The sequence below is a fragment of the Aureibaculum sp. 2308TA14-22 genome, from assembly GCF_040538665.1.
In the GTDB taxonomy this organism is placed as follows: Bacteria; Bacteroidota; Bacteroidia; order Flavobacteriales; family Flavobacteriaceae; genus Aureibaculum.
Map to the genome: position 1 here is coordinate 2,207,527 of NZ_JBEWXT010000001.1, position 23,163 is coordinate 2,230,689.

26 protein-coding genes are annotated in these 23,163 nt (G+C 32.5%); 8 read left to right on the forward strand and 18 right to left on the reverse strand.

Going from position 1 to position 23,163, the window contains the following annotated elements; genetic code table 11:
* Positions 1–3: 3 nt before the first annotated feature.
* The 7 genes from U5A88_RS09860 to U5A88_RS09890 all read right to left on the reverse strand — a co-directional run bounded on the left by U5A88_RS09860 (position 4) and on the right by U5A88_RS09890 (position 7,755).
* A complete protein-coding gene (locus U5A88_RS09860; protein WP_354206000.1) occupies positions 4–639 on the reverse strand; it encodes a SanA/YdcF family protein in 636 nt (211 codons plus the stop codon).
* Positions 639–2,243, reverse strand: a complete 1,605-nt coding sequence (gene bshC, locus U5A88_RS09865; RefSeq protein ID WP_354206002.1) for a bacillithiol biosynthesis cysteine-adding enzyme BshC — start codon at positions 2,241–2,243, stop codon at positions 639–641. Before bshC ends, U5A88_RS09860 begins: the two co-directional genes overlap by 1 nt.
* Positions 2,244–2,362: 119 nt before the next feature.
* Positions 2,363–3,691 (reverse strand): 30S ribosomal protein S12 methylthiotransferase RimO, encoded by a 1,329-nt coding sequence (rimO, locus tag U5A88_RS09870; protein WP_354206004.1) that lies wholly within the window; start codon positions 3,689–3,691, stop codon positions 2,363–2,365.
* 39 nt (positions 3,692–3,730) lie between these two features.
* Positions 3,731–4,408: a response regulator gene (locus U5A88_RS09875; protein ID WP_354206006.1), complete on the reverse strand. Its 678-nt coding sequence runs from the start codon at positions 4,406–4,408 to the stop codon at positions 3,731–3,733.
* Between the two features lie 47 nt (positions 4,409–4,455).
* Positions 4,456–6,510: a tetratricopeptide repeat-containing sensor histidine kinase gene (locus U5A88_RS09880; protein WP_354206008.1), complete on the reverse strand. Its 2,055-nt coding sequence runs from the start codon at positions 6,508–6,510 to the stop codon at positions 4,456–4,458.
* A 105-nt stretch (positions 6,511–6,615) separates the two neighbouring features.
* Positions 6,616–6,792, reverse strand: coding sequence for a hypothetical protein (locus tag U5A88_RS09885; protein ID WP_354206010.1), 177 nt, complete (start codon positions 6,790–6,792; stop codon positions 6,616–6,618).
* A 228-nt stretch (positions 6,793–7,020) separates the two neighbouring features.
* Positions 7,021–7,755, reverse strand: coding sequence for a LytR/AlgR family response regulator transcription factor (locus U5A88_RS09890; protein WP_354206012.1), 735 nt, complete (start codon positions 7,753–7,755; stop codon positions 7,021–7,023).
* A 486-nt stretch (positions 7,756–8,241) separates the two neighbouring features.
* Here U5A88_RS09890 and U5A88_RS09895 point away from each other — a divergent pair, with 486 nt between their 5' ends.
* Positions 8,242–8,421, forward strand: a complete 180-nt coding sequence (locus U5A88_RS09895; RefSeq protein ID WP_354206014.1) for a hypothetical protein — start codon at positions 8,242–8,244, stop codon at positions 8,419–8,421.
* Between the two features lie 123 nt (positions 8,422–8,544).
* Positions 8,545–9,630 (forward strand): serine hydrolase domain-containing protein, encoded by a 1,086-nt coding sequence (locus U5A88_RS09900; RefSeq protein ID WP_354206015.1) that lies wholly within the window; start codon positions 8,545–8,547, stop codon positions 9,628–9,630.
* A 20-nt stretch (positions 9,631–9,650) separates the two neighbouring features.
* Here U5A88_RS09900 and ftsY read toward each other — a convergent pair whose 3' ends face one another.
* The 5 genes from ftsY to U5A88_RS09925 all read right to left on the reverse strand — a co-directional run bounded on the left by ftsY (position 9,651) and on the right by U5A88_RS09925 (position 12,608).
* Positions 9,651–10,604, reverse strand: a complete 954-nt coding sequence (ftsY, locus tag U5A88_RS09905; RefSeq protein WP_354206017.1) for a signal recognition particle-docking protein FtsY — start codon at positions 10,602–10,604, stop codon at positions 9,651–9,653.
* 95 nt (positions 10,605–10,699) lie between these two features.
* Positions 10,700–10,852: a DUF4295 domain-containing protein gene (locus U5A88_RS09910; RefSeq protein WP_354206019.1), complete on the reverse strand. Its 153-nt coding sequence runs from the start codon at positions 10,850–10,852 to the stop codon at positions 10,700–10,702.
* Positions 10,852–11,037: a 50S ribosomal protein L33 gene (gene rpmG / locus U5A88_RS09915; protein ID WP_138948851.1), complete on the reverse strand. Its 186-nt coding sequence runs from the start codon at positions 11,035–11,037 to the stop codon at positions 10,852–10,854. The genes U5A88_RS09910 and rpmG overlap by 1 nt, the downstream gene beginning before the upstream one ends.
* Positions 11,038–11,043: 6 nt before the next feature.
* The gene (gene rpmB, locus U5A88_RS09920) at positions 11,044–11,283 is read right to left on the reverse strand and encodes a 50S ribosomal protein L28 (protein ID WP_123896535.1); all 240 of its coding nucleotides are present in this window, start codon (positions 11,281–11,283) and stop codon (positions 11,044–11,046) included.
* Positions 11,284–11,357: 74 nt separating this feature from the next.
* Entirely contained in the window at positions 11,358–12,608 is a 1,251-nt protein-coding gene (locus U5A88_RS09925; RefSeq protein ID WP_354206022.1) for a competence/damage-inducible protein A, read from the reverse strand.
* Between the two features lie 107 nt (positions 12,609–12,715).
* Between U5A88_RS09925 and U5A88_RS09930 the strand changes: the two genes are divergently transcribed.
* Positions 12,716–14,179 (forward strand): M28 family peptidase, encoded by a 1,464-nt coding sequence (locus tag U5A88_RS09930; protein ID WP_354206024.1) that lies wholly within the window; start codon positions 12,716–12,718, stop codon positions 14,177–14,179.
* 99 nt (positions 14,180–14,278) lie between these two features.
* Positions 14,279–14,737, forward strand: coding sequence for a GNAT family N-acetyltransferase (locus U5A88_RS09935; RefSeq protein WP_354206025.1), 459 nt, complete (start codon positions 14,279–14,281; stop codon positions 14,735–14,737).
* Positions 14,738–14,741: 4 nt separating this feature from the next.
* On the opposite strand, the gene xerD is transcribed toward U5A88_RS09935, so the two are convergent.
* Entirely contained in the window at positions 14,742–15,638 is an 897-nt protein-coding gene (gene xerD, locus U5A88_RS09940) for a site-specific tyrosine recombinase XerD (RefSeq protein WP_354206027.1), read from the reverse strand.
* Positions 15,639–15,694: 56 nt separating this feature from the next.
* On the opposite strand from xerD, the gene aroQ reads away from it, so the two are divergent.
* Complete coding sequence (gene aroQ / locus U5A88_RS09945; protein ID WP_354206029.1) at positions 15,695–16,111, forward strand: type II 3-dehydroquinate dehydratase; 417 nt, start codon at positions 15,695–15,697, stop codon at positions 16,109–16,111.
* Positions 16,112–16,123: 12 nt separating this feature from the next.
* On the opposite strand, the gene U5A88_RS09950 is transcribed toward aroQ, so the two are convergent.
* Complete coding sequence (locus U5A88_RS09950) at positions 16,124–16,564, reverse strand: LexA family protein (protein WP_354206031.1); 441 nt, start codon at positions 16,562–16,564, stop codon at positions 16,124–16,126.
* Between the two features lie 179 nt (positions 16,565–16,743).
* Between U5A88_RS09950 and ffh the strand changes: the two genes are divergently transcribed.
* Both ffh and folD read left to right on the forward strand, forming a co-directional pair.
* Positions 16,744–18,072, forward strand: a complete 1,329-nt coding sequence (gene ffh / locus U5A88_RS09955) for a signal recognition particle protein (RefSeq protein ID WP_354206033.1) — start codon at positions 16,744–16,746, stop codon at positions 18,070–18,072.
* A gap of 81 nt (positions 18,073–18,153) precedes the next feature.
* On the forward strand, positions 18,154–19,029 hold the full coding sequence (folD, locus tag U5A88_RS09960) for a bifunctional methylenetetrahydrofolate dehydrogenase/methenyltetrahydrofolate cyclohydrolase FolD (RefSeq protein ID WP_354206035.1): 876 nt from the start codon (positions 18,154–18,156) through the stop codon (positions 19,027–19,029).
* A gap of 10 nt (positions 19,030–19,039) precedes the next feature.
* Here folD and U5A88_RS09965 read toward each other — a convergent pair whose 3' ends face one another.
* The 4 genes from U5A88_RS09965 to bla form a co-directional block, all read right to left on the reverse strand.
* Positions 19,040–19,498, reverse strand: coding sequence for a YybH family protein (locus tag U5A88_RS09965; protein WP_354206037.1), 459 nt, complete (start codon positions 19,496–19,498; stop codon positions 19,040–19,042).
* A gap of 175 nt (positions 19,499–19,673) precedes the next feature.
* Complete coding sequence (locus U5A88_RS09970) at positions 19,674–20,096, reverse strand: VOC family protein (protein WP_354206039.1); 423 nt, start codon at positions 20,094–20,096, stop codon at positions 19,674–19,676.
* 10 nt (positions 20,097–20,106) lie between these two features.
* Positions 20,107–20,472: a cupin domain-containing protein gene (locus U5A88_RS09975; protein ID WP_354206040.1), complete on the reverse strand. Its 366-nt coding sequence runs from the start codon at positions 20,470–20,472 to the stop codon at positions 20,107–20,109.
* An 18-nt stretch (positions 20,473–20,490) separates the two neighbouring features.
* Positions 20,491–21,225 carry a subclass B1 metallo-beta-lactamase gene (gene bla / locus U5A88_RS09980; RefSeq protein WP_354206042.1) on the reverse strand — a complete coding sequence of 245 codons (735 nt, stop codon included), beginning with the start codon at positions 21,223–21,225 and terminating at the stop codon, positions 20,491–20,493.
* Between the two features lie 75 nt (positions 21,226–21,300).
* Between bla and argS the strand changes: the two genes are divergently transcribed.
* Positions 21,301–23,085: an arginine--tRNA ligase gene (gene argS / locus U5A88_RS09985; protein ID WP_354206044.1), complete on the forward strand. Its 1,785-nt coding sequence runs from the start codon at positions 21,301–21,303 to the stop codon at positions 23,083–23,085.
* Positions 23,086–23,163: the final 78 nt, after the last annotated feature.

Genomic DNA, 23,163 nt, shown 5'->3' on the forward strand with positions numbered 1-23,163 from the left:
CTATTATTTTATTTCAATTTTTTCACCTAAAAAATGAGGCTCTACACCTAATAGTAAGTCAACAAAAACTTTTACTCTAGCCAAATATTCTCTTAACATCACTTTTGTTCCAGATTGCCCTCCAACATCTTTTGCATTAAAACCTATAGCTTTAATTCCATTTTTTTCGGCAAGATAAATAGCTCTTTCGTTATGAAATTTTTGAGAAATAAAAGTAACTTCAGTTAATCCGAAGATTTCCTTGGCTCTAACTACAGAATCTAAGGTTCTAAACCCAGCGTAGTCCAAAAATATTTTTTCAGCTGGAATTCCTCCTGCTATCAAATCGTTTTTAAAATCTGTTGGTTCATCGTTATCTACTGTGCAGTTATCGCCACTGACTAAAATAAATTTAATTTTTCCAGCTTTATATAATGCCACAGCGGCATCAACTCTATATTGATAGAATAAATTAATACGTCCATTTTTTAACAGCTTAGAAGTACCCAATACTAAACCAACCTTATTCGAATTTATAGTTGAAGTATCATCAAATATTTTATCTTTTGATGTACTTACAACACTATAATTAGCAATAAAAATCATCAATAATGGGATAATGACAATAGCCAATAGTACGTATTTAAAACGCTTTTTCACTACAATTGAATTATTGTAAATTTCCCTTGTAATGGATGAAGTTTTTCCATCAATGTTGGAATCAAATTATCCCCATAAGCTAAATACAATTCAGAAAAGTTACGTTGCCGTTCTTCCAAGCTTTGGTTGGGAAATAGTTCGTCCTGAAGATTTTTTACACGATCTACTTCATCCTTTAGTTTTCTTTTTTGGGCTTTTAACAATCGTTTTTCCAACTTGTCCAAACCTTTTAATTGTTTTACCTCTTGAGCTTTTACGGCACCAATAAAAGATTTATCTGTTTTATTTGCCAATACTGCTAAATCTTTAAACTGTGCCTCTAGATGGCTGCGTTGTTCGGAAAAATCAATCTTAATTTCTGAGATTTCCTTGATTTTTTTATTAACTAACTCATTTTGATTTAAAAATAACTCGTCAATAGTAACATTTAACTTTTCAGCTTTTTTACACTGTTTTTCTGAAATTATCAAAGCAGAATTTCGCAATAATAAAATAGGAAATGGAACTTTCACTGAATTAAAATAATCTTTGAGTTCTAACCAATATGCCAACTCGCCGCCACCACCTATATAACACAAATTGGGCAATATAACTTCTTGGTATAATGGTCTCATAATTACATTAGGACTAAACCTTTCAGGCATCTCCTTGAGATGTTTTAGCAATTCATCTTTACCCCAAGATATGTTAGTATCCACTACTTTGTAAACTCCATCTTCAAAAACAATACGTTCCCTAATCTCATTAGTTAGGTAAAACAAATTAATTTCACGTGGATTTACTTGAATATTATAATTCTTTTGAAGTTCTTCTATACTTTTCGATACTTTTTTAAAACTGGTTTGATGTAAAAGTTCATCTCCTACAAAAGGAATAAATAACTCTTTTAATTTTTTATCATCTCCATCAATAATTACCAAACCAGATTCGCTAAATAATTTATTGGTCAAATATCTAGTAGCCTCTGTTAAAGTATCATGTTTCAAATATGCCTCTTTAAACAACTGTATCAAATAATTAGCATTTTTTGAGGCATCTAACGTTTTTTCAAAAACAGCGGCAACATCTTCTAAACCTTTTGTAGATAAACGCCCTACTCCGCCTTTACTATCTCTATTCCAACTTATTTTCTGACCTTTAAAATTGAAATAATTAATTTCGTCAAAATCATGATCTTCGGTTGCCATCCAATAAATAGGAACAAAGTTATCATTAGGAAATTCTTCTTTTAATTGTTTGCAAAGATTAATCGTTGATATAATTTTATACAAAAAGTATAGCGGGCCTGTAAATAAATTGAGTTGATGACCCGTTGTGACGGTAAACGTATTTTCCTTTTTGAGAAGCTGTATATTTCGCTTTGTTAACTCAGAAGCTTCAACATTTTGATATTGATTTTCTAAAGAGTTGACTAAAACAGTTCTCGACTCTGCTGTAACTGACAACCGTTTTGTTTCGATTTGCTTTTTAAAACCCGAAATATTAGGAAAGTTTGAATAGAACGATTTAATCTTATCCTTTTCATCAAGATAATCACAAATAATATCAGAAAAATAGCCTGTTTTGGAAAAAGGAATCTGAGTAGTACAATCGTCTTCTATCATGTGATAAAAGTAATGAAAAGATTCAAGATTTAAAATTTAAGACTTAAAAAAGAAAACCCCTCTGTCCTTCGGACACCTCCCTTTGAATCCCGATAGCTATCGCGAGGAGAAGAACCATTTTATTTACCATTTACGTTGGAGATTGGCTCTCCGTACAAATCAAAATCACCAGCCTCTGTTATTTTTACGTTAACAAACTGTCCGAGTTGCACATAATGTTTAGTGGCATCAACAATAACGTCGTTATCAACATCGGGTGAATCAAATTCAGTTCTACCAAAAAAGTAATTTCCTTCCTTTCTATCAAAAATACATTTAAACGTTTTACCTACTTTTTCTTGATTCAGTTCAAAAGAAATTTGACTTTGAATTTCCATTATTTCAGCAACGCGTTGTTCTTTAATCGTATCCGGAATGTCATCAACCAAAGTGGCAGCATGTGTATTTTCTTCATGCGAATAGGCAAATGCCCCTAGCCTGTCAAAACGAGTTGCGATAACCCAATCTTTCAGTTCTTCAAAAATTTCTTCGGTCTCGCCGGGATATCCCACAATCAAAGTAGTTCTAATAGCCATTTCGGGGACAGCAGTTCTAAATTGTTTTATAAGATTTGTAGTCTTTTCGTGCGTAGTACCGCGACGCATGGATTTTAATATCTCCGTATTAATATGCTGTAATGGTATGTCTAAATAATTACAAACTTTAGGTTCATTTTTCATTACCTCAAGCACATCTAAGGGAAAACCCGTTGGAAACGCATAATGTAAACGAATCCATTCTATGCCCTTAACTTTTGCCAGTTCTTTAAGCAAATCTGCCAAAGCCCTTTTTTTGTAAATATCCAATCCATAATAGGTTAAATCTTGAGCAATTAAAATCAGTTCTTTAATACCTTTTTCGGCTAAACTTTCGGCTTCTTTTACCAAATTCTCAATGGGAGTAGAAATATGTTTACCACGCATTAACGGAATGGCACAAAAGGAACAAGGCCTATCACAGCCTTCGGCAATTTTTAAATAGGCATAATGCTTGGGTGTGGTGGTTAAGCGTTCGCCAATCAATTCGTGCTTATAATCGGCTTCTAAAACTTTTAATAAATTGGGCAAGTCGTGCGTGCCAAAATACGCATCAACATCAGATATTTCCTTCTCTAGATCGGGCTTATAACGCTCACTTAAACAACCGGTTACAAAAACCTTGTCCACCTCACCCTTTTCTTTTTTATGTGCATAATGCAAAATTGTATTGATGGATTCCTCTTTGGCTTTTCCGATAAATCCACAAGTATTTATGACCACAATATTGCCATCATCATTTTCATCTTCATGAACCACTTCTTTACCATTAGCTTGCAATTGCCCCATCAATACTTCAGAGTCATAAACGTTTTTAGAGCAGCCTAAAGTAACAACATTGATTTTATTTTGCTTGGTAGATTTTGTACGCATTTAGCTTTATTATTTATTGCAAAAATAGGCTATTATGCTTTAAATAAGTCCTTTTTCTTTGGCAATGCGAATAAGGTCTTCGTCATTTCCTTTTTTAACATCGAGTAGTTTTCTCAAATGACTTTTTTTCTTTTCAATAGAACTCAAAGACAGATTAATATATTGATCTAAATCTTTAGTTTTAATACCTTGTTCCAAATGCATTAAGATTTTAATATCATTATCGTCAAATTGATCCTTTTCTTTACGGAGATTGATATTATTCAGGTATTTAACTACAGTATTGCTGTAAAATGGAGGGTTTCTCAAAATGGTCTTAAAACCAGAAATAAACTCAGCGGGATTGCTATCGTTTTTAATTAATAATCCGTCAGGGTTAATCTTTGTTAATATATTATGGATACTAAGGCTATCGTTATTTAAGGTTAAAATAACCACTTTCGCCTTTGAGAAGTTCTTTTTTGCATATAAAGCTAAATCTTCCCCTGATTTATAGTTCCCATCTAATGAGGGTGGTAAATTCATATCAAAATAAAAAAGATCGTATACTTTTTCGGATACGGCCTGTTTCATTTTAGTAATGGCCTCTTCACAATCAGAAGCAATGTCAATCTGTATATTAAAATCTTCAAGATCGGCATAATTAAACATACTTTTATAAGCTTCGATAATCATTGGATTATCGTCCACTATTAATGTGTTTATTAGCTTTTTCATTACAGTAAAAGAGGAAAAGGGTATCTAACAAAGTTAGTAAATTATTATTAGATAATAGTATATGGTATGTTAACTACTATTGAAGTTCCTTTTTTCAGTTCAGAATTAAATGCTACGTTGCCATTTAGACGTTCCACTCTAGATTTAATATTTTTAATTCCTATTCCGTCTTTTTTGGCATTTGTATTAAAGCCTATTCCATCGTCAATTATTGTTAGGTGTATGGAATTATCGTCACTTTTTAATATAACTTTTACGTTATTTGCCTTAGCATATTTATTTATATTTTGAACTGCTTCTTGAACAATGCGGTAAATATTCATTTTTATATCTCCAGGTATTTCTTGCCAATTTGTATCAGTATCTGACAACAACTCATAATTATAGCCATTGGTTTTACTTTTTTGAATCAAAAGATCTTCAATTAGTTGTGTATAACCTACATCAGCATCAATGGCATTGGCATGTAACTCATGCGAGACGCTTCTTATTTCGTCAATAACATTAGAAAGACCTTCAATGAATTCTTCTCTTTTTGAAACAGCGTCAGGGTTATTTTGAGGATTTAGAACCGCTAAGTTCATTTTAATTCCGTATAAATTACCCAATACTCCGTCATGCAGTTCTTCGGACATTCTTTTTTTCTCATTTCGCTTACCTTCGTCGAGTTTGTATTGTTGCGTAAGCATTAAATTATAGATTTCTTCATTGGCTTGTTGCTGTTCTTTTTCTAATTTTAACCTGATATTTTTTAGCCGCTGGTCTCTAATTATATAAATTAAAACACCTAGTAATAAAGCTATTGAACTTATAATCAGAATGCGTTTTTTTTGTTCGGTCAGCACTTCTTTTTCCTCAGCCAATGCTTCGTTTTCCTCTATAAACTCATCAGTTTCAAAACGGATACGAGCAAATTTATTTCTGATAGCTCTTTCTTCTTTTAATAATTCATCATTTAGGGCTATATAGCGTTGTGTATATGTATCACTATTGTTTTTATCCAATTTTGATAATAATAATAATAAGGAAGCCAAAAGGTCTCTATAATTTTTTGACCGTTCTGCCAAGTCTTTAGCTTCATTTGCTAATTGTAAAGCTTTTATGGAATCATTATACGTGGCATAATATTCTGCCAAATGCAATTTATTAATGGTTTTTCCTGAAATATCCCCAATGCTATCTCTGAGCTGTAAAGATTCATGAAATAATTCACTTATGCCTATAGTATCCTTTAATTTAAACTTACTATAAGCTAAATTGTCCAACAACATGGCGTATAGCTCAGTATTCTTTTCTTTTAAGCTATCTGTTTTTAGGGCTTGTATATAATTGTTTATAGCTTTATCATGTTGATTGTTATTTTTATAAACTACACCTATATTATTTAAGGTATTGGGTTTGAAAGTATTTTTGATTGTTATTTTGGCTTCATATTCTAATGCTTTGTTATGATAAAATAATGCTTTATCATATTCTTGTAGCTCATTAAATACAATACCCAAGTTGTTATAACATTTATATAACTGTCTGTTTTTCTCCAAGGGCTTTAATAATTCAATGGCTTTTATAGCTGTCACTTCGCTACCTGTATAATCTCTAAGATCAGATTGAATAATGGCCATGTTCATTAGCATTCTACCAGAACGATAATCATCACTTCTCTCCTTATAAACCTTATGGGCTTGATAATAATAATAGTAGGCACTGTCTTTAACATTTTCTTTATTAAAAAAATTTCCCAGATCCCAATAATTAAAGGCAAGTGTTTTTGAATCTCCTAATTTAAAAGATAATTGAGTAGATAGATTATTCACTTTTCGAAACGATAAAGAATCATTTAACCTGTAATAGTTCAAAGCTATTTCTGAAAAATAAGTATTTCTAAGTGTGTCTATACTTTCTAAAAGTGTATTTTTTAATGCTTTCTCTAAATATAATTTCCTTTTTTGGATTGAAAGTTTATTATCACTTGAATAATTAATCCAAATATTTATACTATCCTTATTTTTTGTAGAATTATCTTGACCTAGAAAATTATCCCTAGGAAATGTAATAATTGAAAAGCCAATTAAAAATGTAATATAAAGATTTAAATATTTCAATCTATTTGACAATTTGATTATGCTCTACAAAGCTATCCAATAAAATCAAAAAACCCTAAGCAAATTACTTAAGGTTTTATTATAAATTTGAAAAAGTATCATTTTTTAATCATCATCCCTCTCATCAACTTCATTTCCTTGATCTCCAGTATCAGCAGAAGTTTTTACATCAAATTCTGTTTGCTCGGCTTGTGCGGCTTCATCTAATGTTGCATCTGCATCACAAGAGTAAAAAGCAACTGATAATAGTAATAGTGCAAAAATGTTTTTTAAGTTCTTCATAGTTTCTATTTTTTTAGTAGGTTATAATTAATTTTTTATTTAAGCTCGTAAATAGTGTCTTTACAAGCATTTTATTTAACTAGTTGAATTGATTTTGAAGCTTCAAATTCTGTAACAAAACTACGCTGAGACACAACCTAAAGCTAATAATTTAGCAAGGTTATAGTAGATGATAGGCAAAGAGAAGTGTATTACCCACACATGATAGTAAGTGGAAAAATTAAATTCTTAATTTAATGACAATAGTGCATTTTTAGAAATAGATTTTTCTAAAACAACGACATTTTCTTTATACGTTTTTGAAAATGGAATGGCAAAACTATTTTGCTTAATGGTGCATTTAGATTTACCAAAGTGGATTCTAGATACGTATTTTTGGTTTACAATATAGCTATTGTGGATTCTAGTAAAATTTTCAGGTAATATACCTTCAAAAAACTTAAGTGTCTTATAAGCACTAATTGTAGTGCCATCATCCATAAAGAAATCTGTGGATGTATTGTCAGCTTTTAAAAATAGAATTTCGTCCATTTCAATAAATCGGTAGTCTTTATATGACTTTAAGCATAATTTATTGGAAGGTTGTTTAGGCTCTAATTTTAGCCTAGCTACAGATTTACGCAACTCAAAATCATTTATGGGTTTTAAAATATAATCGTAAAAATTATTTTTCATACAGTTGTACGCTTCATCTTTTGTTGCTGACAAAGCGATAATATGAGGCATATCAGTAAGGTATTTGTACAATTCGTTTACAAAACTAAAGGCATTCGTACAATTATCTTTGCTGTAATCTACATCAATAAAAACAATATCTGGTGTATATTCTAAAATAGTATCAAGCGATTGGTTATAACATTCTGAAGCACCTACACATGCAAAATCTACTGTATTATCAAAAAAACTCTGTATTTTTTTGATTGTCGATTTGTTATTCTCTATTATAGAATATCTATTTTGCATAATCCCTTAATTTAGTTGCACTAAATTACGTAGTTAATTTATTTTTTCTTAGGTATTTAACCACAAAATATGCATTAAAAAACCACAAATTTTTACGGTTTAAACCGTAAAAATTTGTGGTTTTTTTTCGAAAGAATTGCGGTTTTTTATTAAATAAAGTCCTAAGTATATCGTTATATTTGTATCAGAATTGAAACAGCAAGTGTAGCTAAACACATTATGTATAATTTAGCCCCAAACCCAATGATCTACTTTCCTAAATTTCCACTTATTACTAAGGAAGTAAGATTTTTTCATAGCAAGAATTTTACTATAAATCATTGGGAAGGGCTTTTTATTACTTATTTAGAAAGAGGTGTTTTATAATTTTTGCGAAAAATAATCACTTTAATCAATTTGTTTTAATAAGGGAGTTAATGTGATAGAGGTTCGAAAGAGCCTCTATTATTTTAAATCTATGAAAATCCATTGTTACTTTTAAAATTTATGAAAAACAAATCATCTCAATTACTTGTAGTAGGATTGTTATTAGTACTGTTAGGAGCTGTCTTAAAAATTTTTAAAATGGAAATATACTCCAACACTATCCTAATTGTTGGTTTAGTCTTAGAAATTTTGGCTGGAGTATTGTTTTTCTACAATCGCGTAACGCCTAAAAGACGATAAACAAGTACTTTTTTAAAAAAATATACTTATTCCATTTCGTTAATCAGATATTAATCAAGTTATTTTTATACGTTAAACCTTTTGTTTTGAGTTATGTCTAACAATAAGTTAATATAAAACTCCATGAGACATCTTTTAACTCTTCTCTTGCTCTCGATGATTACAGCTTCATGTTCTTTAAACGACAATACTATTATCGAAGAAAATAATAATGAAATTTATTTTCCACCACTATCTGGTAATGAATGGGAAGCGGTGAGCCCTTCTTCATTAAATTGGAATACAACTGAATTAGAGGAATTATACACCTATCTAGAACTGAAAAACACAAAGGGATTTATCATTTTAAAAGATGGGAAAATTGCAGTTGAAAAGTATTTTAATGGTCATAGTCAAAACACTAGTTGGAGATGGTTCTCAGCTGTAAAAAGTTTAACGGCTACTGCAATTGGTATTGCTCAAGATGAAGAATTTATAAATATAAACAATAGAACCTCTGACTATTTAGGAAGTAATTGGTCCATATTAACAAAAGAAAAACAAGATTTAATTACTGTCAAAAATCACCTATCAATGACCACCGGTCTGAAAAACACTCCGAATAATATTTTAGCCTGGACATGTATAGCTCCACTATGCATGAGCTACAATTATGATGCTGGGACTAAATGGCAGTACCATCAAGGTGCATTTTCACAATTACAGAGAATATTGAGTCTGAATACAGGAAAGAATTTTAAAGTATACATAAAAGAAAAAATACTTGACAAAACTGGTATTTCTGGAAGCTGGGAAACATTTTTAGATGTAAATATTTTTTCTAGCAGTACACGAGGAATGGCTCGTTTTGGTCTTTTGGCACTAAATAAAGGTAAATGGGAAGAAAAGATAATAGTTAGTGAAGATTATTTTAATGAAATGACAAATACTTCTCAAAACCTCAATAAAGCTTATGGATATTTATGGTGGTTGAATGGGAAGGAGAGTTATAAAACACCACAATCAGAACAAATATATGCCGGAAAATTAATTCCAAACGCCCCAAATGATTTATTAGCAGCTCTAGGGGCTAACGATCAAAAAATTTACGTAATCCCGAGTAAAAATATGGTTGTTATTCGTTGTGGCGAAAGTGCTGAAAATGCCGAACTGGCCACATCAAGTTTTGACAATGAACTTTGGGGCAGACTAAATTCAGTAACTAATTGAATAAATTTCTTTGCTAATTTCTATTTGAAGAAACTATCTACAAATTCAACTTTATTAAAAACTTGTAAGTCATCAACTTTTTCTCCCACACCGATATATTTAACAGGGATTTTAAATTGATCTGAAATACCAATAACCACACCCCCTTTTGCCGTGCCATCTAATTTAGTAACTGCTAATGAAGTAACTTCCGTAGCTTTTGTAAACTGCTTGGCTTGCTCAAATGCATTCTGACCTGTAGAACCGTCTAAAACCAACAATACATCATGTGGAGCATCATCTATAACCTTCTGCATAACACGTTTAATTTTTGTGAGTTCATTCATTAAATTCACTTTGTTGTGTAAACGTCCGGCAGTATCAATAATTACCACATCTGCATTTTGGTTTACTGCTGACTGTACCGTATCAAAAGCTACAGAGGCAGGGTCACTACCCATTTTTTGCTTTACAATGGGCACTTCTACTCTATCCGCCCAAACTTGCAATTGGTCTATTGCGGCAGCCCTAAACGTATCACCAGCACCCAAAACTACTTTTAACCCTTGCTTTTTAAATTGAGCTGCCAGTTTGCCAATGGTAGTAGTTTTCCCTACACCATTTACACCAACCACCATTAAAACATAGGGTTTTTTATCTGATGGGATAGTAAATTCGGTTTCGTTACCTAAGTTAGTTTCAGATAAAAGACCTGCTATTTCCTCTCTTAGAATTTGGTTTAGTTCGTCTGTGCCCAAATACTTATCTTTGGCAACGCGGGCTTCAATTCTATCGATTACCTTTAGCGTTGTAGCTACGCCTACATCAGAAGAAACTAATACTTCTTCTAAATTATCTAATACATCGTCATCAACTTTAGATTTTCCTGCTACAGCTTTAGAGAGTTTGGAGAAAAAGGTAGTTTTGCTTTTCTCTAAGCCTTTATCTAAGGTCTCCTTTTTTTCTTTCGAAAATATTTTTTTGAACAAACTCATTTCTAAAGTTATTAGTTATTCTGTAAACAAATATAAAAAACAAAAGCTACTTCCATAGACTATGAAAGTAGCTTCATTAAAATTTATAAAAACGATTATTTTTTATTGAAAAAATCGTTTACTTGAGATGGATCCATTATTGACTCAACAAAAGAATATGCTCCAGTTTTTGGAGATTTTACCATTTTAACCGCTTTTGTTAACCTTTTTGAGCCTGTTTGTAACGATGCTACTGATTTCTTTGCCATTATTTTATCTCTTTATGTATAGTCATTTTCTTTAAGATAGGATTGAATTTCTTCAATTCCATTCTATCAGGAGTATTTTTTTTATTCTTAGTAGTTATATATCTAGAAGTGCCCGGTTTACCACTTTCTTTGTGTTCGGTACATTCTAATATAACTTGAATTCTATTACCTTTACCTTTTGCCATTGTATTCTATTTTTTCAAAAAGCCATTAGCTCTGGCCTCTTTAATTACGGCAGAAATGCCCTTTTTATTGATGTTTTTTAAAGCTGATGCAGATACTTTTAATGTAATCCATTTATCTTCTTCAGGAATATAAAAACGCTTTTTCATTAAATTAGCGTCAAATTTTCTTTTGGTCTTGTTCATGGAGTGTGAAACATTGTTTCCTACCATGGCTTTTTTTCCTGTTAACTCACAAACTCTTGACATTTTCTAAACTTTTAACTATGTTATTCTAAACGAGGTGCAAAAATAATAAATTAATTGAATTTACAAACAAAAATTTAAGTGTTTTTCAATAAGAATATTCTTAATAATTCCAATGCCTTTGTCGAAGCTCTTTCAATTACCTTTTCACGCGGTTGACCAAAATTAAATTCTTCTGTATTAATTTCATTCGGTGTTAAAATGCTTATAAAAACAACTCCTACAGATTTATCCGTTTTATCGGTTGTTGGCCCAGCGTTACCAGTAACAGCTATTGCATAATCGGTTTTATACAATTGTTGAATTCCTTTGGCCATTTCTTCAGCTACATCGGCACTTACCACAGAATGCTCATCAATGGTTCGTTTTGATACTTTTAAAATATCCGTTTTAATCTGCTCGTTATAACTGACCACGGATCCTATAAAATAGTTAGACGCTCCAGATACCGAAGCAATCATTTTAGCAATACTCCCTCCCGTGCAACTTTCGGCTGTTGCTATAGTCTGATTTTTAGCAACTAATAATTTCCCTATCAACGTTTCTATTGATTCTTCTCCTTCAAAACCTACAAAAATATCCTTAACGTAACTTATCAATTCATTTTCTAGCCTCAACATTTCACTCTTAAGGAGTTTTTTATCAAATCCTTTAGCAGTTAAGCGTAATCTGACTTTGCCTAAATTAGGTAAATAGGCCAACTTGATGTTTTCAGGCAATCTGTCTTCCCACTCATCCAATCTTTCAGCAATTGCACTTTCGCCTAAACCATAGGTCAATAAAGTTCTATGCAATATATATGGACGATTATATTTTTGCTGCAAATAAGGTATCACATCCTTTGAAATCAACGCTTTCATTTCGTAAGGTACCCCTGGCAACGAAATAAATACTTTATTCTTTTTTTCGAATAACATTCCTGGAGCAGTCCCAAACTTATTATTTAATACCGTTGCCTTTGAAGGGACGAAAGCTTGTTTACGGTTAACATCGGAAATTGGTGTAGTTATGTATTTGGCAAATAAATTTTCAATGTGTTTTAAAACCTCATCATTTTGAATTAAAGAATCATTAAAATATTCGCAGAAAATATGTTTGGTAATATCGTCTTTTGTAGGTCCAAGTCCTCCAGTAACTATAATTATATCAGCATTTTCTTCTGCTTCTTTTAACGATTTTAATATATGATCCCTATCATCTTGTACCGAAGTAATCTGAAAAACGGAAACACCAATTTTATTCAATTCTTGGGCAATAAATGCAGAGTTGGTGTCTACAATTTGTCCAATAAGTATCTCATCTCCGATCGTAATTATTTCTGCATTCAAATTGAAGTTCTTTATTGTGAACAGCAAATATAATCAAGTGTTTTTAAAAGGTAAGACCCTAGACTTTGCAACTATTTACATATATTTACGCCAAAATCTTATATAGTATGCAAAAAATAGCTCTTTTTTCTTTCTTTTTACTTATCTCTTTGTCTTGTAATGCTCAAACTGAAGTTGATAAAGTTAACGAAACGGTTTCAAAAAACGATATTGAAGGCCACATTTATTTTTTGGCTTCAGATGAATTAAAAGGTAGGGAAACTGGTACGCCAGAAATAGATATAGCAGCGTCTTACTTGGCAAATTCTTTTAGAAGATATGGTGTTAAGCCAGCTGGTAATGGTAGTTATTATCAAAATGTAGAACTTGAAAAAATAAGCAAGGCAAAAAATTTGTCCATTAGCTTAAACGGTACAACTTCTGACAAATTAATTCCTGTTGAAGTAGCCAATACCAGCTTTAGCGGAGAAGCCATTTATCTTAATTACGGGTTTGAAGATGATTATAAAAATAAGAATGTTAAAGGTAAATTAGTAATAGTTAAAACAGGTTCTGCCGAAAAAGACGATGCAAGATCGGCATTGGGATTTGGTAGAGAAAAAAGAAAAATAGCAGCTAAAAATGGTGCTATTGGACTAATTGAATTAAGCAGTGCAAATGATGGCATTTGGAATAGATATGCAGCTTTTTTAGGTAGAGAAAAAATAGGGCTTAAAAGTGATGATAAAAAGTTTAGTCATTTATGGTTACAAGATACTAGCGGAAATATTTCAAAATTAATAAATAGTTCTAAAAAAATTACAGGAAAATTAAATATATCTGGTATTGTTAAAAAAGCAATTCCTTCTAAAAATGTAGTAGGAATGGTAGAAGGTACCGATCCTAAATTAAAAGATGAATTTGTTATTTACTCCGCTCATTATGATCATATAGGCATTGGCAAACCCAACGCCAAAAATGATTCAATCTACAATGGAGCTAGAGATAATGCTGTGGGTACAGTTACGGTATTGAGTGCTGCTGAAAATATTGCAAAATATCCCACAAAAAGATCTGCGTTGTTTATATTGTTTACTGCTGAAGAAAAAGGATTGCTAGGTAGTAAATGGTATGTGGAGCATCCCGTAATCCCTTTAGAGCAAATGGTGTATTGTTTTAACAGTGATAATGGTGGTTATAACGATACTTCAATAGCAACCATTGTGGGATTGAACAGAACTACCGTAGGCGACCATATTAAAAAAGCCGCTTCAGATTTTGGCTTAACTGCGATTGATGACCCAGCTGGTGAACAAGGCTTGTTTGATCGTTCCGATAATGTAAATTTTGCAAAAAAGGGGATTCCCGCTCCGACATTTAGCCTAGGTTTTACGGCTTTTGATGCCGAAATAGGCAAATACTACCATCAGGCAGCTGATAACCCAGACAATTTGGATTATGATTATTTAGAACAATTCTTTAAATCGTATGTAATGGCTTGTCGATTAATTGCCAATGACCCTAAAACCCCTTTTTGGACAGAAGGCGATAAGTATTATGAGGTTGGTAAAAAATTGTATAACAAAAAGTAGGTTTTAATTTTTTTTGTAAAAAGGCTTGTTCTTGGATTACCTAACCTTTACAGATGACAATATATTTATCAAAAAATATTGAACATGACGCTATAAGTTATGATAAAGCTAATCAGAACCAATTCTCAAAACAAAGATTTTATTAAATTGGTAAAACTGCTTGATGCCGATTTGGCTATACGGGATGGTGACGATCATGATTTCTATAATCAATTCAATAAATTGGACAATATAAAACATGCAGTTGTATTATACGAAAATGAAATACCTTTAGGTTGTGGAGCAATAAAAGAATTTGAGTCAGGATTGGCCGAAGTGAAGCGAATGTTTACTTTACATAAAGCAAGAGGAAAAGGAATTGCAAGTCAAATTTTAAATGAATTGGAAAATTGGGCAACAGAATTAAGTTTTAAAAAACTAATTTTAGAAACAGGGGTAAACCAACCAGAAGCTATTGCTTTATATAAGAAGTGTGGTTTTAAAAGAATACCAAACTACGGCCAATATACCGGAATTGAGAATAGTTTTTGTTTTGAGAAAGTCCTGACTGCCAATTGAAGATTTATTTTCTCGGATGATATTTCTCTACTACTTCTTTTAAAAAAGTTTTATCTACATGCATATAAATTTCAGTTGTGGTAATGCTTTCATGCCCCAACATTTGTTGAATGGAACGTAAATCGGCCCCGTTCTCCAGTAAATGTGTAGCAAAGGAGTGTCTAAATGTATGCGGGCTTACGGTTTTGCCCAATTCAGCTTTAATCGCTAAATCTTTTATGATTATAAAAATCATGTTTCGAGTTAGTTGTTTCCCTCTTCTGTTAAGGAATAATGTATCTTCATAACCCTTTTTTATGTTAACATGGTTTCTGATTTGTTGAACATAGATATTGATATATTTCTGCGTTTCTCTATTTATTGGCACAAAACGTTCTTTGTTGCCTTTTCCTGTTACTTTAATAAAACCTTCAGCAAAAAACAGATCGGACAGTTGTAGTGTAATCAGCTCTGTAACACGCAAACCACAACTGTACAAGGTTTCCAACATAGCTCGGTTGCGTTCGCCTTCTGGCGTACTTAAATCAATTTGATTAATTAATAGGTCAATTTCTTCAATAGCCAATGTATCTGGTAATTTTCTACCAATTTTCGGAGTTTCTAAAATCTGTGTTGGGTTATCTTTTCTGTAATTTTCAAAAATTAAATAATCGAAAAAGCTACGCAAGCCTGAGATAATTCTTGATTGACTTCTGGCATTCACCTCTTTGGAAATATGATAAATAAATTGTTGAATAATTTCATCATTAATTGTTTTGGGCGAAGTTTTAATCTGGTTTTCTTCCAAAAAAAGAATAAGTTTTTTAACATCTCTAACATAATTTTCAACTGAATTCGAAGATAAGCCACGTTCAATTTTTAAGTACAATTGATAATCATGTAAAGCGTTTTGCCAAGTCATACTTAGGTGATGGTTTTTTTATATCTTGCAATATTAAATTAAAAAAAATAAAACGAGTGAAAATCATAATTATTAACGGACCAAATTTAAACCTACTCGGCAAACGCGAACCTACAATTTACGGCAATGCTTCTTTTGAGGAATATTTTAAAAGTTTACAAAAAAAATATTCTAAAGTTCAGCTTGACTATTTTCAATCGAATATTGAAGGAGAGCTAATTGACAAATTACACGAAGTAGGTTTTGATTATGATGGCATCATTTTAAATGCGGCTGCTTATACACATACCTCTGTTGGTATTGGCGATTCCGTAAAAGCTATTGAAAGTTCTGTCGTTGAAGTGCATATTTCAAATGTACATGCTCGTGAAGAGTTTAGGCATCGTTCTTACATTTCAGCAAATGCAACTGGTATTATTGTTGGTTTTGGATTGAAAGGGTATGAATTGGCTTTACAAAGCTTTATAAAATAAATGTAAAGAATTTTACACTTTCTTAATTACGCTCGTTACAATTCCCCAGATTAAAAAATCATTGTCTTCGGTAACTTTAATAGGCTTGTAATTAGGGTTTTCCGGTTGAAGCCAAACACAATTATTTTCTACTTTTAAACGCTTTACGGTAAATTCGCCATCAATAAAACAAACCGCAATTTTATTATGTTGGGGTTCTAAGCTTCTGTCAACCACTAAAAGATCATTGTTATCCAATCCGGCACCAATCATAGATTGTCCACTGACACGGGCAAAAAAAGTAGCTTCTTTATTCTTGATAAGTTCTTTGTCCAAACTAATGCGTTGCTCCTTAAAATCGTCAGCAGGTGAAGGGAAACCAGCTGAAACAGTAGCATCAACAAGGATAGCTCCTGTATTGTCAAAAGCATCGGGAGTATAAAAAATTAAATTTGGAGATGTATATAAACTCATTTTATTTAAGGTAAGAGCAATTAAAATATAATTGCATCCACTAAAGCAAATATATGTGTTTTTTTGTAGTACTGATGTGTTGATATAAGATTTAACACGAAATCTAAAATCATACCCTTACCCTTTAAAATTCTAACTTCTAATTATTATCTTTGCATCTCTAAAAATGATGTAAGCAAATGTTTTCAAATTTAAGCGATAAATTAGATAAAGCCATTCATGTTTTAAAAGGACATGGGCAAATTACCGAAATAAATGTAGCAGAAACACTAAAAGAAGTCCGTAGGGCTTTATTAGATGCCGATGTTAACTATAAAATTGCCAAAGATTTTACCAAACGTGTTAAGGAAAAAGCACTAGGGCAAAATGTATTGACAACCTTAAACCCAGGCCAATTACTCGTAAAGATTGTAAAAGATGAGTTAACCGAGTTAATGGGCGGTGAAACCGTAGGTATTAATTTAGGAGGTTCGCCTACCGTAATTTTAATGTCGGGTTTACAAGGTTCAGGTAAAACTACTTTCTCTGGTAAGTTGGCCAATTATCTGAAAACTAAAAAATCGAAACATGTATTGTTGGTAGGTTGTGATGTTTACAGACCCGCCGCTATTAATCAATTAAGGGTAGTTGGCGAGCAAATTGGGGTTGAAGTTTATGCCGAAGAAGGTAACCAAAATCCTGTTGAAATTTCTCAAAATGCAATAAAACACGCCAAAGCAAACAGCAAAAACGTAGTTATTATAGATACCGCTGGTCGTTTGGCTGTTGATGATGCCATGATGACTGAAATTTCTAACATCCATAAAGCGGTAAACCCACAAGAAACATTATTTGTAGTAGATTCAATGACAGGTCAAGATGCGGTCAACACTGCGAAAGCCTTTAACGATGTATTGAATTTTGAAGGAGTTATCTTAACCAAATTAGATGGGGATACTCGTGGTGGTGCAGCATTATCTATAAAATCGGTTGTTGATAAACCAATTAAGTTTATTGGTACTGGCGAGAAAATGGAGGCTATTGATGTTTTCCATCCCGATAGGATGGCCGAGCGTATTTTGGGCATGGGCGATGTGGTTTCTTTGGTGGAAAGGGCTCAAGAACAATATGACGAAGAAGAGGCTAGGAAAATTCAAAAGAAAATAGCAAAAAATCAATTCGGATTTGATGATTTCTTAAAACAGATTCAACAAATTAAGAAAATGGGAAATATGAAAGATTTGGTGGGTATGATTCCCGGTGTTGGCAAAGCCATGAAAGATATTGATATTGATGATGATGCTTTTAAAGGAATTGAAGCTATTATTCATTCCATGACTCCAGGCGAAAGAAGTACACCGGCAACGATTAATGCAAGTAGAAAAAAGCGTATTGCTAAAGGTTCGGGAACTTCGGTTCAAGAAGTAAATCAATTGATGAAGCAGTTTAACCAAATGAGCAAAATGATGAAAATGATGCAAGGTGGTGGAGGCAAGAAGATGATGCAAATGATGAAAGGAATGCGATAAAAATGATTTGAGACTTAAGATGTTAGACTTGAGACTCAATAAAATTTAATATCTAACGTCAAATATCTTACTCTTTGTATTATGACAATTCTTGACGGAAAAAAGACATCAGCCGATTTAAAATCGGAAATTGCCGAAGCGGTAAAACAATTAAAAACACAGGGTAAAAAAACGCCACATTTAGCAGCGGTTTTAGTTGGTAATGATGGTGCTAGTATGACTTATGTCGGTGCCAAGGTTAAGGCCTGTGAATTGGTTGGGTTTAATTCTACTTTAATTGAACTGCCTGAAGAAACCTCAGAAGAAAAGTTATTACAAGAAATTGAAAAGCTCAATACCAATGATGATATTGACGGATTTATTGTGCAATTACCGCTACCAAAACACATTGACGAACAAAAAGTGATAATGGCAGTAAACCCCGATAAAGATGTAGATGGTTTTCATCCGACCAATGTTGGAAAAATGACTTTAGATTTACCTTCTTTTTTACCCGCTACGCCTTTCGGAATTCTAGAATTATTAGAACGTTATCAAGTTGAAACCTCAGGAAAAAATGTTGTTGTTATTGGTAGAAGCCATATTGTAGGAAGGCCAATGAGTATTTTAATGAGTCAAAAGCGTAAAGCTGGAAATGCTACAGTAACTGTTGCCCATAGCCGAACTAAAAATCTAAAAGAATTGACTTTGAAAGCTGATATTATAGTAGCAGCGTTAGGCATTGCCGAATTTTTGACTGGAGATATGGTCAAGCAAGATGCAGTTATTGTCGATGTGGGAATTACTAGAGTTGATGATGCAACAAAGAAGAGAGGTTATAAATTGGCGGGCGATGTGCATTTTGAAAGTGTGAGTAAAAAAGCGAGTTTTATAACACCAGTCCCAGGTGGTGTTGGACCAATGACTATTGCCATGTTATTAAAAAACACATTACTAGCTTGCAAGAATAAAAGTTAAAAAACAGATTTTATTCTAGTGAATTCCAGATGTCAAGATACATTTTCCAATCTTGATTCTCTTTTTTCCAAACAATTACATACTTTCCCTTAAAAGCTGTAGTTGTATCATTTTTGGCATTCTTAGAGCTTCCTTCATAGTAGCCGTAATCATAAGCATAACCATCAATTACGTTTATTTCTTTTGGCGTGGCTTTATGAGATATTATTTTTATGTGTTTAGGTAATTTCCATCTTTTTTTAATGGCATCATAACCCTCAATAATATCCGATTTTTCAGGGAATATTTTACCGTCTTTGCTGTAAAAAGAAGTTAGTTTATCAATATCGCCATCTATATAAGCTTTAGAAAACGCCTTACTGCTCTTTAATATGGCACTTACATCTTCACCTTTACCAACATACTCTTGTCCATAAACGGAAGCAGTTAACAATAATAATAGAAATACAGTTTTAATTCTTAGCGACATAGTGAATTTAAGAATTAATTTAATAATGTAAGGAGTGTGATTAGTATTACAACAATTACTTTTACTAGAATCATAATATTTTAATTTTCAATAAAATTACAAATTATGATGTTTGAATAGTATTGCAAAAAAACAATTAGCAAAAATTTAACCTTTACTTTAACATAAGCAGAGCTTATTTGGCAAAAAGTTGACTTAAATCTTTAAAAGCTTTAAATTCTAGTGCGTTACCCGCAGGATCTAAAAAGAACATGGTGGATTGCTCACCTACTTCACCTTCAAACCTAACATAAGGTTCTATGATAAATTTAACATTTTTTGCTTTTAGTTTATTTGCAAAATCTTGAAAAGTATCCCAATCTAAAACAACACCATAATGTGGTACGGGCACGTTCTTGCCATCTACAGCATTGGTATGCAAATCTTTTTCCGATTTTGGTTTGTAATGGATTACCAACTGATGCCCAAAGAAGTTGAAATCTACCCAATGGTTACTACTTCTGCCTTCTTCACATTCCAGGGTTTCATTGTAAAATTTTCTGCATTCCGCTAAATTATGAACGGGAATGGCAACGTGAAATGGTTGTACTTTTGTCATGATTATATTTTTAAGATTCTCTATTTACTAAATTCATTGAAAATGCGGGATTACAAATGGCTAAATATTCGCAAGGTACATCAAAAGGATTTGAGTATTGTACTCTCGTATTTTTATTTATTTTTATGGATTGCCCCGCTTCTAAAACTATTTTCTCACCTTCAATTATAAATTGTTTTTCGCCTTTAATAATATAAGTATATTCATCAAATTTTGGAGTTTGAAAAGGCTCTGACCAATTTGGAGGAGCTATCATGTGGGCAATGCTGATATTGGAGTTGCCATCGGTTGCTAAACCAAAATGTTCTTCGATAAGTTTACCATCATCTGTTGGAACAACAAATGGTGATTTTTGTATACTGTATTTTTTACTCATTTTTAATATATCGTTTTATTATTCATTGAACAGCTGTATTGTGTAGGTCAGCAATTCAGTTCCGCCAGTTTTTCCGTGCCCAGGAATAACATATTCTATATCAGGCAACTCTTTTTTAATCTTTGCAACTGTATTAGACCACTCTGTAATGTTTGCATCTCCCAAATATCCTTTTTTTGCTCCAACTGTTTTTAATAAACAACCTCCAAAGAGTACTTTTTCACTTGGTATATAGCTCACAATATTATCTTTTGTATGTCCTTCACCGAAAAAGAGATTCTTCACTTTTTTGCCGTTGAGTTCTAAATCTTGGTCAAAATCTAAACTAACTTTAGGGATTTCTGAGTTTTGCTCTTTTGCTAATTCTATGGTTTTTTTAGAAGCATAAGATGGGATGTTACTTTTATGAAATTCGGTTAATCCACCAAGGCAATCATCATGAAAATGCGTTGCCACAACCCCTTTAACGTTGACTTTTTTGTTATTTTTTAACCAATCAATTAATTCTTTAGAAGTTACATCATTAGTTGGAGTGTCAAAAACCATAGCTTCGTCACCATTAATAAATAGCATGCCGTTACAAGCTACATTACCAAAATCTTCGGTTTTTAAATAAGAGATATGAACAAAAGTGTTTTCGGTTAATTGTTTAATGATAAGGTTTTCTGTTTTATAGACTTCCTTCTTCTGTTGAGACTTACAGGAAACTAAGGCAAAAAGAACCAAAATGCTTATTAGGTATTTAATTTTCATGGAGATGTATTAATAAGCATTAAAAATAGCAAATCCTTTACGAATTCATTAATTTTGTCAACTAATTTATTTTTGATGACCATCCAAGAAATCACAAGCAAGGCAATTAAAGCCGGATTACAAGAAATTTATAATGTTGCTATTGAGAATGTGGAGTTTCAAGCGACCCGAAAAGACTTTGAGGGCGACATAACCGTTGTGGTTTTTACATTTTTAAAGACTATTAAGGGCAACCCAGTTGAAATTGGTACCAAATTGGGCGAATACCTGACCAAAAATGTAAAGGAAATTACAAAATACAATGTACTAAAAGGCTTTTTAAATTTGGTGTTGAGCGATGCTTATTTTCTTGAAAATTTTTCAACTATTTATAAAATAGAAAATTTTGGAATTGCTCCGGTACAACCTGAAGAAAAATCGATTATGGTGGAATATTCCTCACCTAATACAAATAAACCTTTGCACCTTGGGCACATCCGAAATAATCTGCTGGGTTACTCTGTTGCAGAGATTATCAAGGCATCGGGTAAAAAAGTGTATAAAACTCAAATTATTAACGATCGCGGTATTCATATTTGTAAAAGCATGTTGGCTTGGCAAAAGTGGGGTAATGGTGAATCTCCTGAAAGCACAGGCTTAAAAGGCGATAAACTGGTCGGTAATTATTATGTGAAATTTGACCAAGAATACAAGAAGGAGATTGTTGATTTAATCTCGAAAGGCTACACCGAAGATGATGCAAAAAAACAAGCTCCACTTCTGCTTGAAGCCCAAGAGATGCTTCAAAAATGGGAAGCTGGAGATGAAGATGTAGTGAGTTTATGGAAAACTATGAACCAATGGGTATATGATGGTTTTGAACAAACCTACACAGCTTTGGGTGTTGATTTTGATAAAAATTATTACGAAAGCAATACCTATTTATTAGGTAAAGATATAGTTGCCGACGGTTTAAAGAAAGGCATATTCCTTAAAAAGGAAGACGGCTCGGTATGGATAGATTTGACCGATGAAGGGTTGGATGAAAAAATAGTGTTACGATCGGACGGAACGGCTGTGTATATAACGCAAGATATTGGCACGGCGATTCAACGAATAAAAGATTATCCGGATGTCGGTGGATTGGTCTATACCGTTGGTAACGAACAAGATTACCATTTTAAAGTACTGTTTTTGATCTTGAAAAAACTAGGTTTTGATTGGGCAAAAAACCTTTATCATTTAAGTTACGGAATGGTTGATTTGCCTTCGGGCAAGATGAAATCGCGTGAAGGTACGGTTGTTGATGCCGATGATTTACTAATTGATATGACCAATACCGCACGGGAAATTTCAGAGGAGTTGGGTAAATTGGAAGGCTATACAGATGGTGAAAAAGAAGCCTTATTTAAAATCATAGGTTTAGGGGCATTAAAATACCATATCCTAAAAGTGGACCCTAAAAAACGTATTTTGTTCGACCCAAAGGAGTCAATTGATTTTCAAGGAAATACTGGACCATTTATTCAATATACCTATGCTAGAATCCAATCCATTTTACGCAAGGCAAATTTCGACCATGATGACATGTCGAGCAGAATCGAGACACCTTTAAACGACAAAGAAAAATCGGTTCTAAAACAATTGTCTTTATTTCCAGAAGTTGTACAACAAGCGGCGGATAATTACAGTCCCGCAATTATTGCCAATTACGTTTACGATTTGGTAAAAGAGTACAATTCTTTTTATCAGAGCATTCCTATTTTGGCTGCTGAAGACAAAAATGAAAAACACTTTAGGGTACAACTTTCTAACAAAACGGGAGAAGTCATCAAAAACGCTTTTGGCTTATTAGGAATTGAAGTACCAAAGCGGATGTAACTAGAGTGATTGAATTAATGTTTTTCTGATCTTTATTAGAAAAATACTATCTTTAGAGGGTGTAGTATTAACTTTAAT

Excerpts from the sequence above, each read along its gene's own strand:
- rpmG (WP_138948851.1), bottom strand. The coding sequence starts at position 11,037 with ATGGCAAAAGGTAAAGGTAATAGAATTCAAGTTATATTAGAATGTACC.
- U5A88_RS09890 (WP_354206012.1), bottom strand. The coding sequence starts at position 7,755 with ATGCAAAATAGATATTCTATAATAGAGAATAACAAATCGACAATCAAA.
- U5A88_RS09975 (WP_354206040.1), bottom strand. The coding sequence starts at position 20,472 with ATGAGTAAAAAATACAGTATACAAAAATCACCATTTGTTGTTCCAACA.
- U5A88_RS09900 (WP_354206015.1), top strand. The coding sequence starts at position 8,545 with ATGAGACATCTTTTAACTCTTCTCTTGCTCTCGATGATTACAGCTTCA.
- rpmB (WP_123896535.1), bottom strand. The coding sequence starts at position 11,283 with ATGTCAAGAGTTTGTGAGTTAACAGGAAAAAAAGCCATGGTAGGAAAC.
- rimO (WP_354206004.1), bottom strand. The coding sequence starts at position 3,691 with ATGCGTACAAAATCTACCAAGCAAAATAAAATCAATGTTGTTACTTTA.
- ffh (WP_354206033.1), top strand. The coding sequence starts at position 16,744 with ATGTTTTCAAATTTAAGCGATAAATTAGATAAAGCCATTCATGTTTTA.
- argS (WP_354206044.1), top strand. The coding sequence starts at position 21,301 with ATGACCATCCAAGAAATCACAAGCAAGGCAATTAAAGCCGGATTACAA.
- U5A88_RS09935 (WP_354206025.1), top strand. The coding sequence starts at position 14,279 with ATGATAAAGCTAATCAGAACCAATTCTCAAAACAAAGATTTTATTAAA.
- bla (WP_354206042.1), bottom strand. The coding sequence starts at position 21,225 with ATGAAAATTAAATACCTAATAAGCATTTTGGTTCTTTTTGCCTTAGTT.
- U5A88_RS09875 (WP_354206006.1), bottom strand. The coding sequence starts at position 4,408 with ATGAAAAAGCTAATAAACACATTAATAGTGGACGATAATCCAATGATT.
- xerD (WP_354206027.1), bottom strand. The coding sequence starts at position 15,638 with ATGACTTGGCAAAACGCTTTACATGATTATCAATTGTACTTAAAAATT.
- U5A88_RS09965 (WP_354206037.1), bottom strand. The coding sequence starts at position 19,498 with ATGTCGCTAAGAATTAAAACTGTATTTCTATTATTATTGTTAACTGCT.
- U5A88_RS09930 (WP_354206024.1), top strand. The coding sequence starts at position 12,716 with ATGCAAAAAATAGCTCTTTTTTCTTTCTTTTTACTTATCTCTTTGTCT.
- folD (WP_354206035.1), top strand. The coding sequence starts at position 18,154 with ATGACAATTCTTGACGGAAAAAAGACATCAGCCGATTTAAAATCGGAA.
- U5A88_RS09895 (WP_354206014.1), top strand. The coding sequence starts at position 8,242 with ATGAAAAACAAATCATCTCAATTACTTGTAGTAGGATTGTTATTAGTA.
- bshC (WP_354206002.1), bottom strand. The coding sequence starts at position 2,243 with ATGATAGAAGACGATTGTACTACTCAGATTCCTTTTTCCAAAACAGGC.
- U5A88_RS09970 (WP_354206039.1), bottom strand. The coding sequence starts at position 20,096 with ATGACAAAAGTACAACCATTTCACGTTGCCATTCCCGTTCATAATTTA.
- ftsY (WP_354206017.1), bottom strand. The coding sequence starts at position 10,604 with ATGAGTTTGTTCAAAAAAATATTTTCGAAAGAAAAAAAGGAGACCTTA.
- U5A88_RS09950 (WP_354206031.1), bottom strand. The coding sequence starts at position 16,564 with ATGAGTTTATATACATCTCCAAATTTAATTTTTTATACTCCCGATGCT.
- U5A88_RS09885 (WP_354206010.1), bottom strand. The coding sequence starts at position 6,792 with ATGAAGAACTTAAAAAACATTTTTGCACTATTACTATTATCAGTTGCT.
- U5A88_RS09910 (WP_354206019.1), bottom strand. The coding sequence starts at position 10,852 with ATGGCAAAGAAATCAGTAGCATCGTTACAAACAGGCTCAAAAAGGTTA.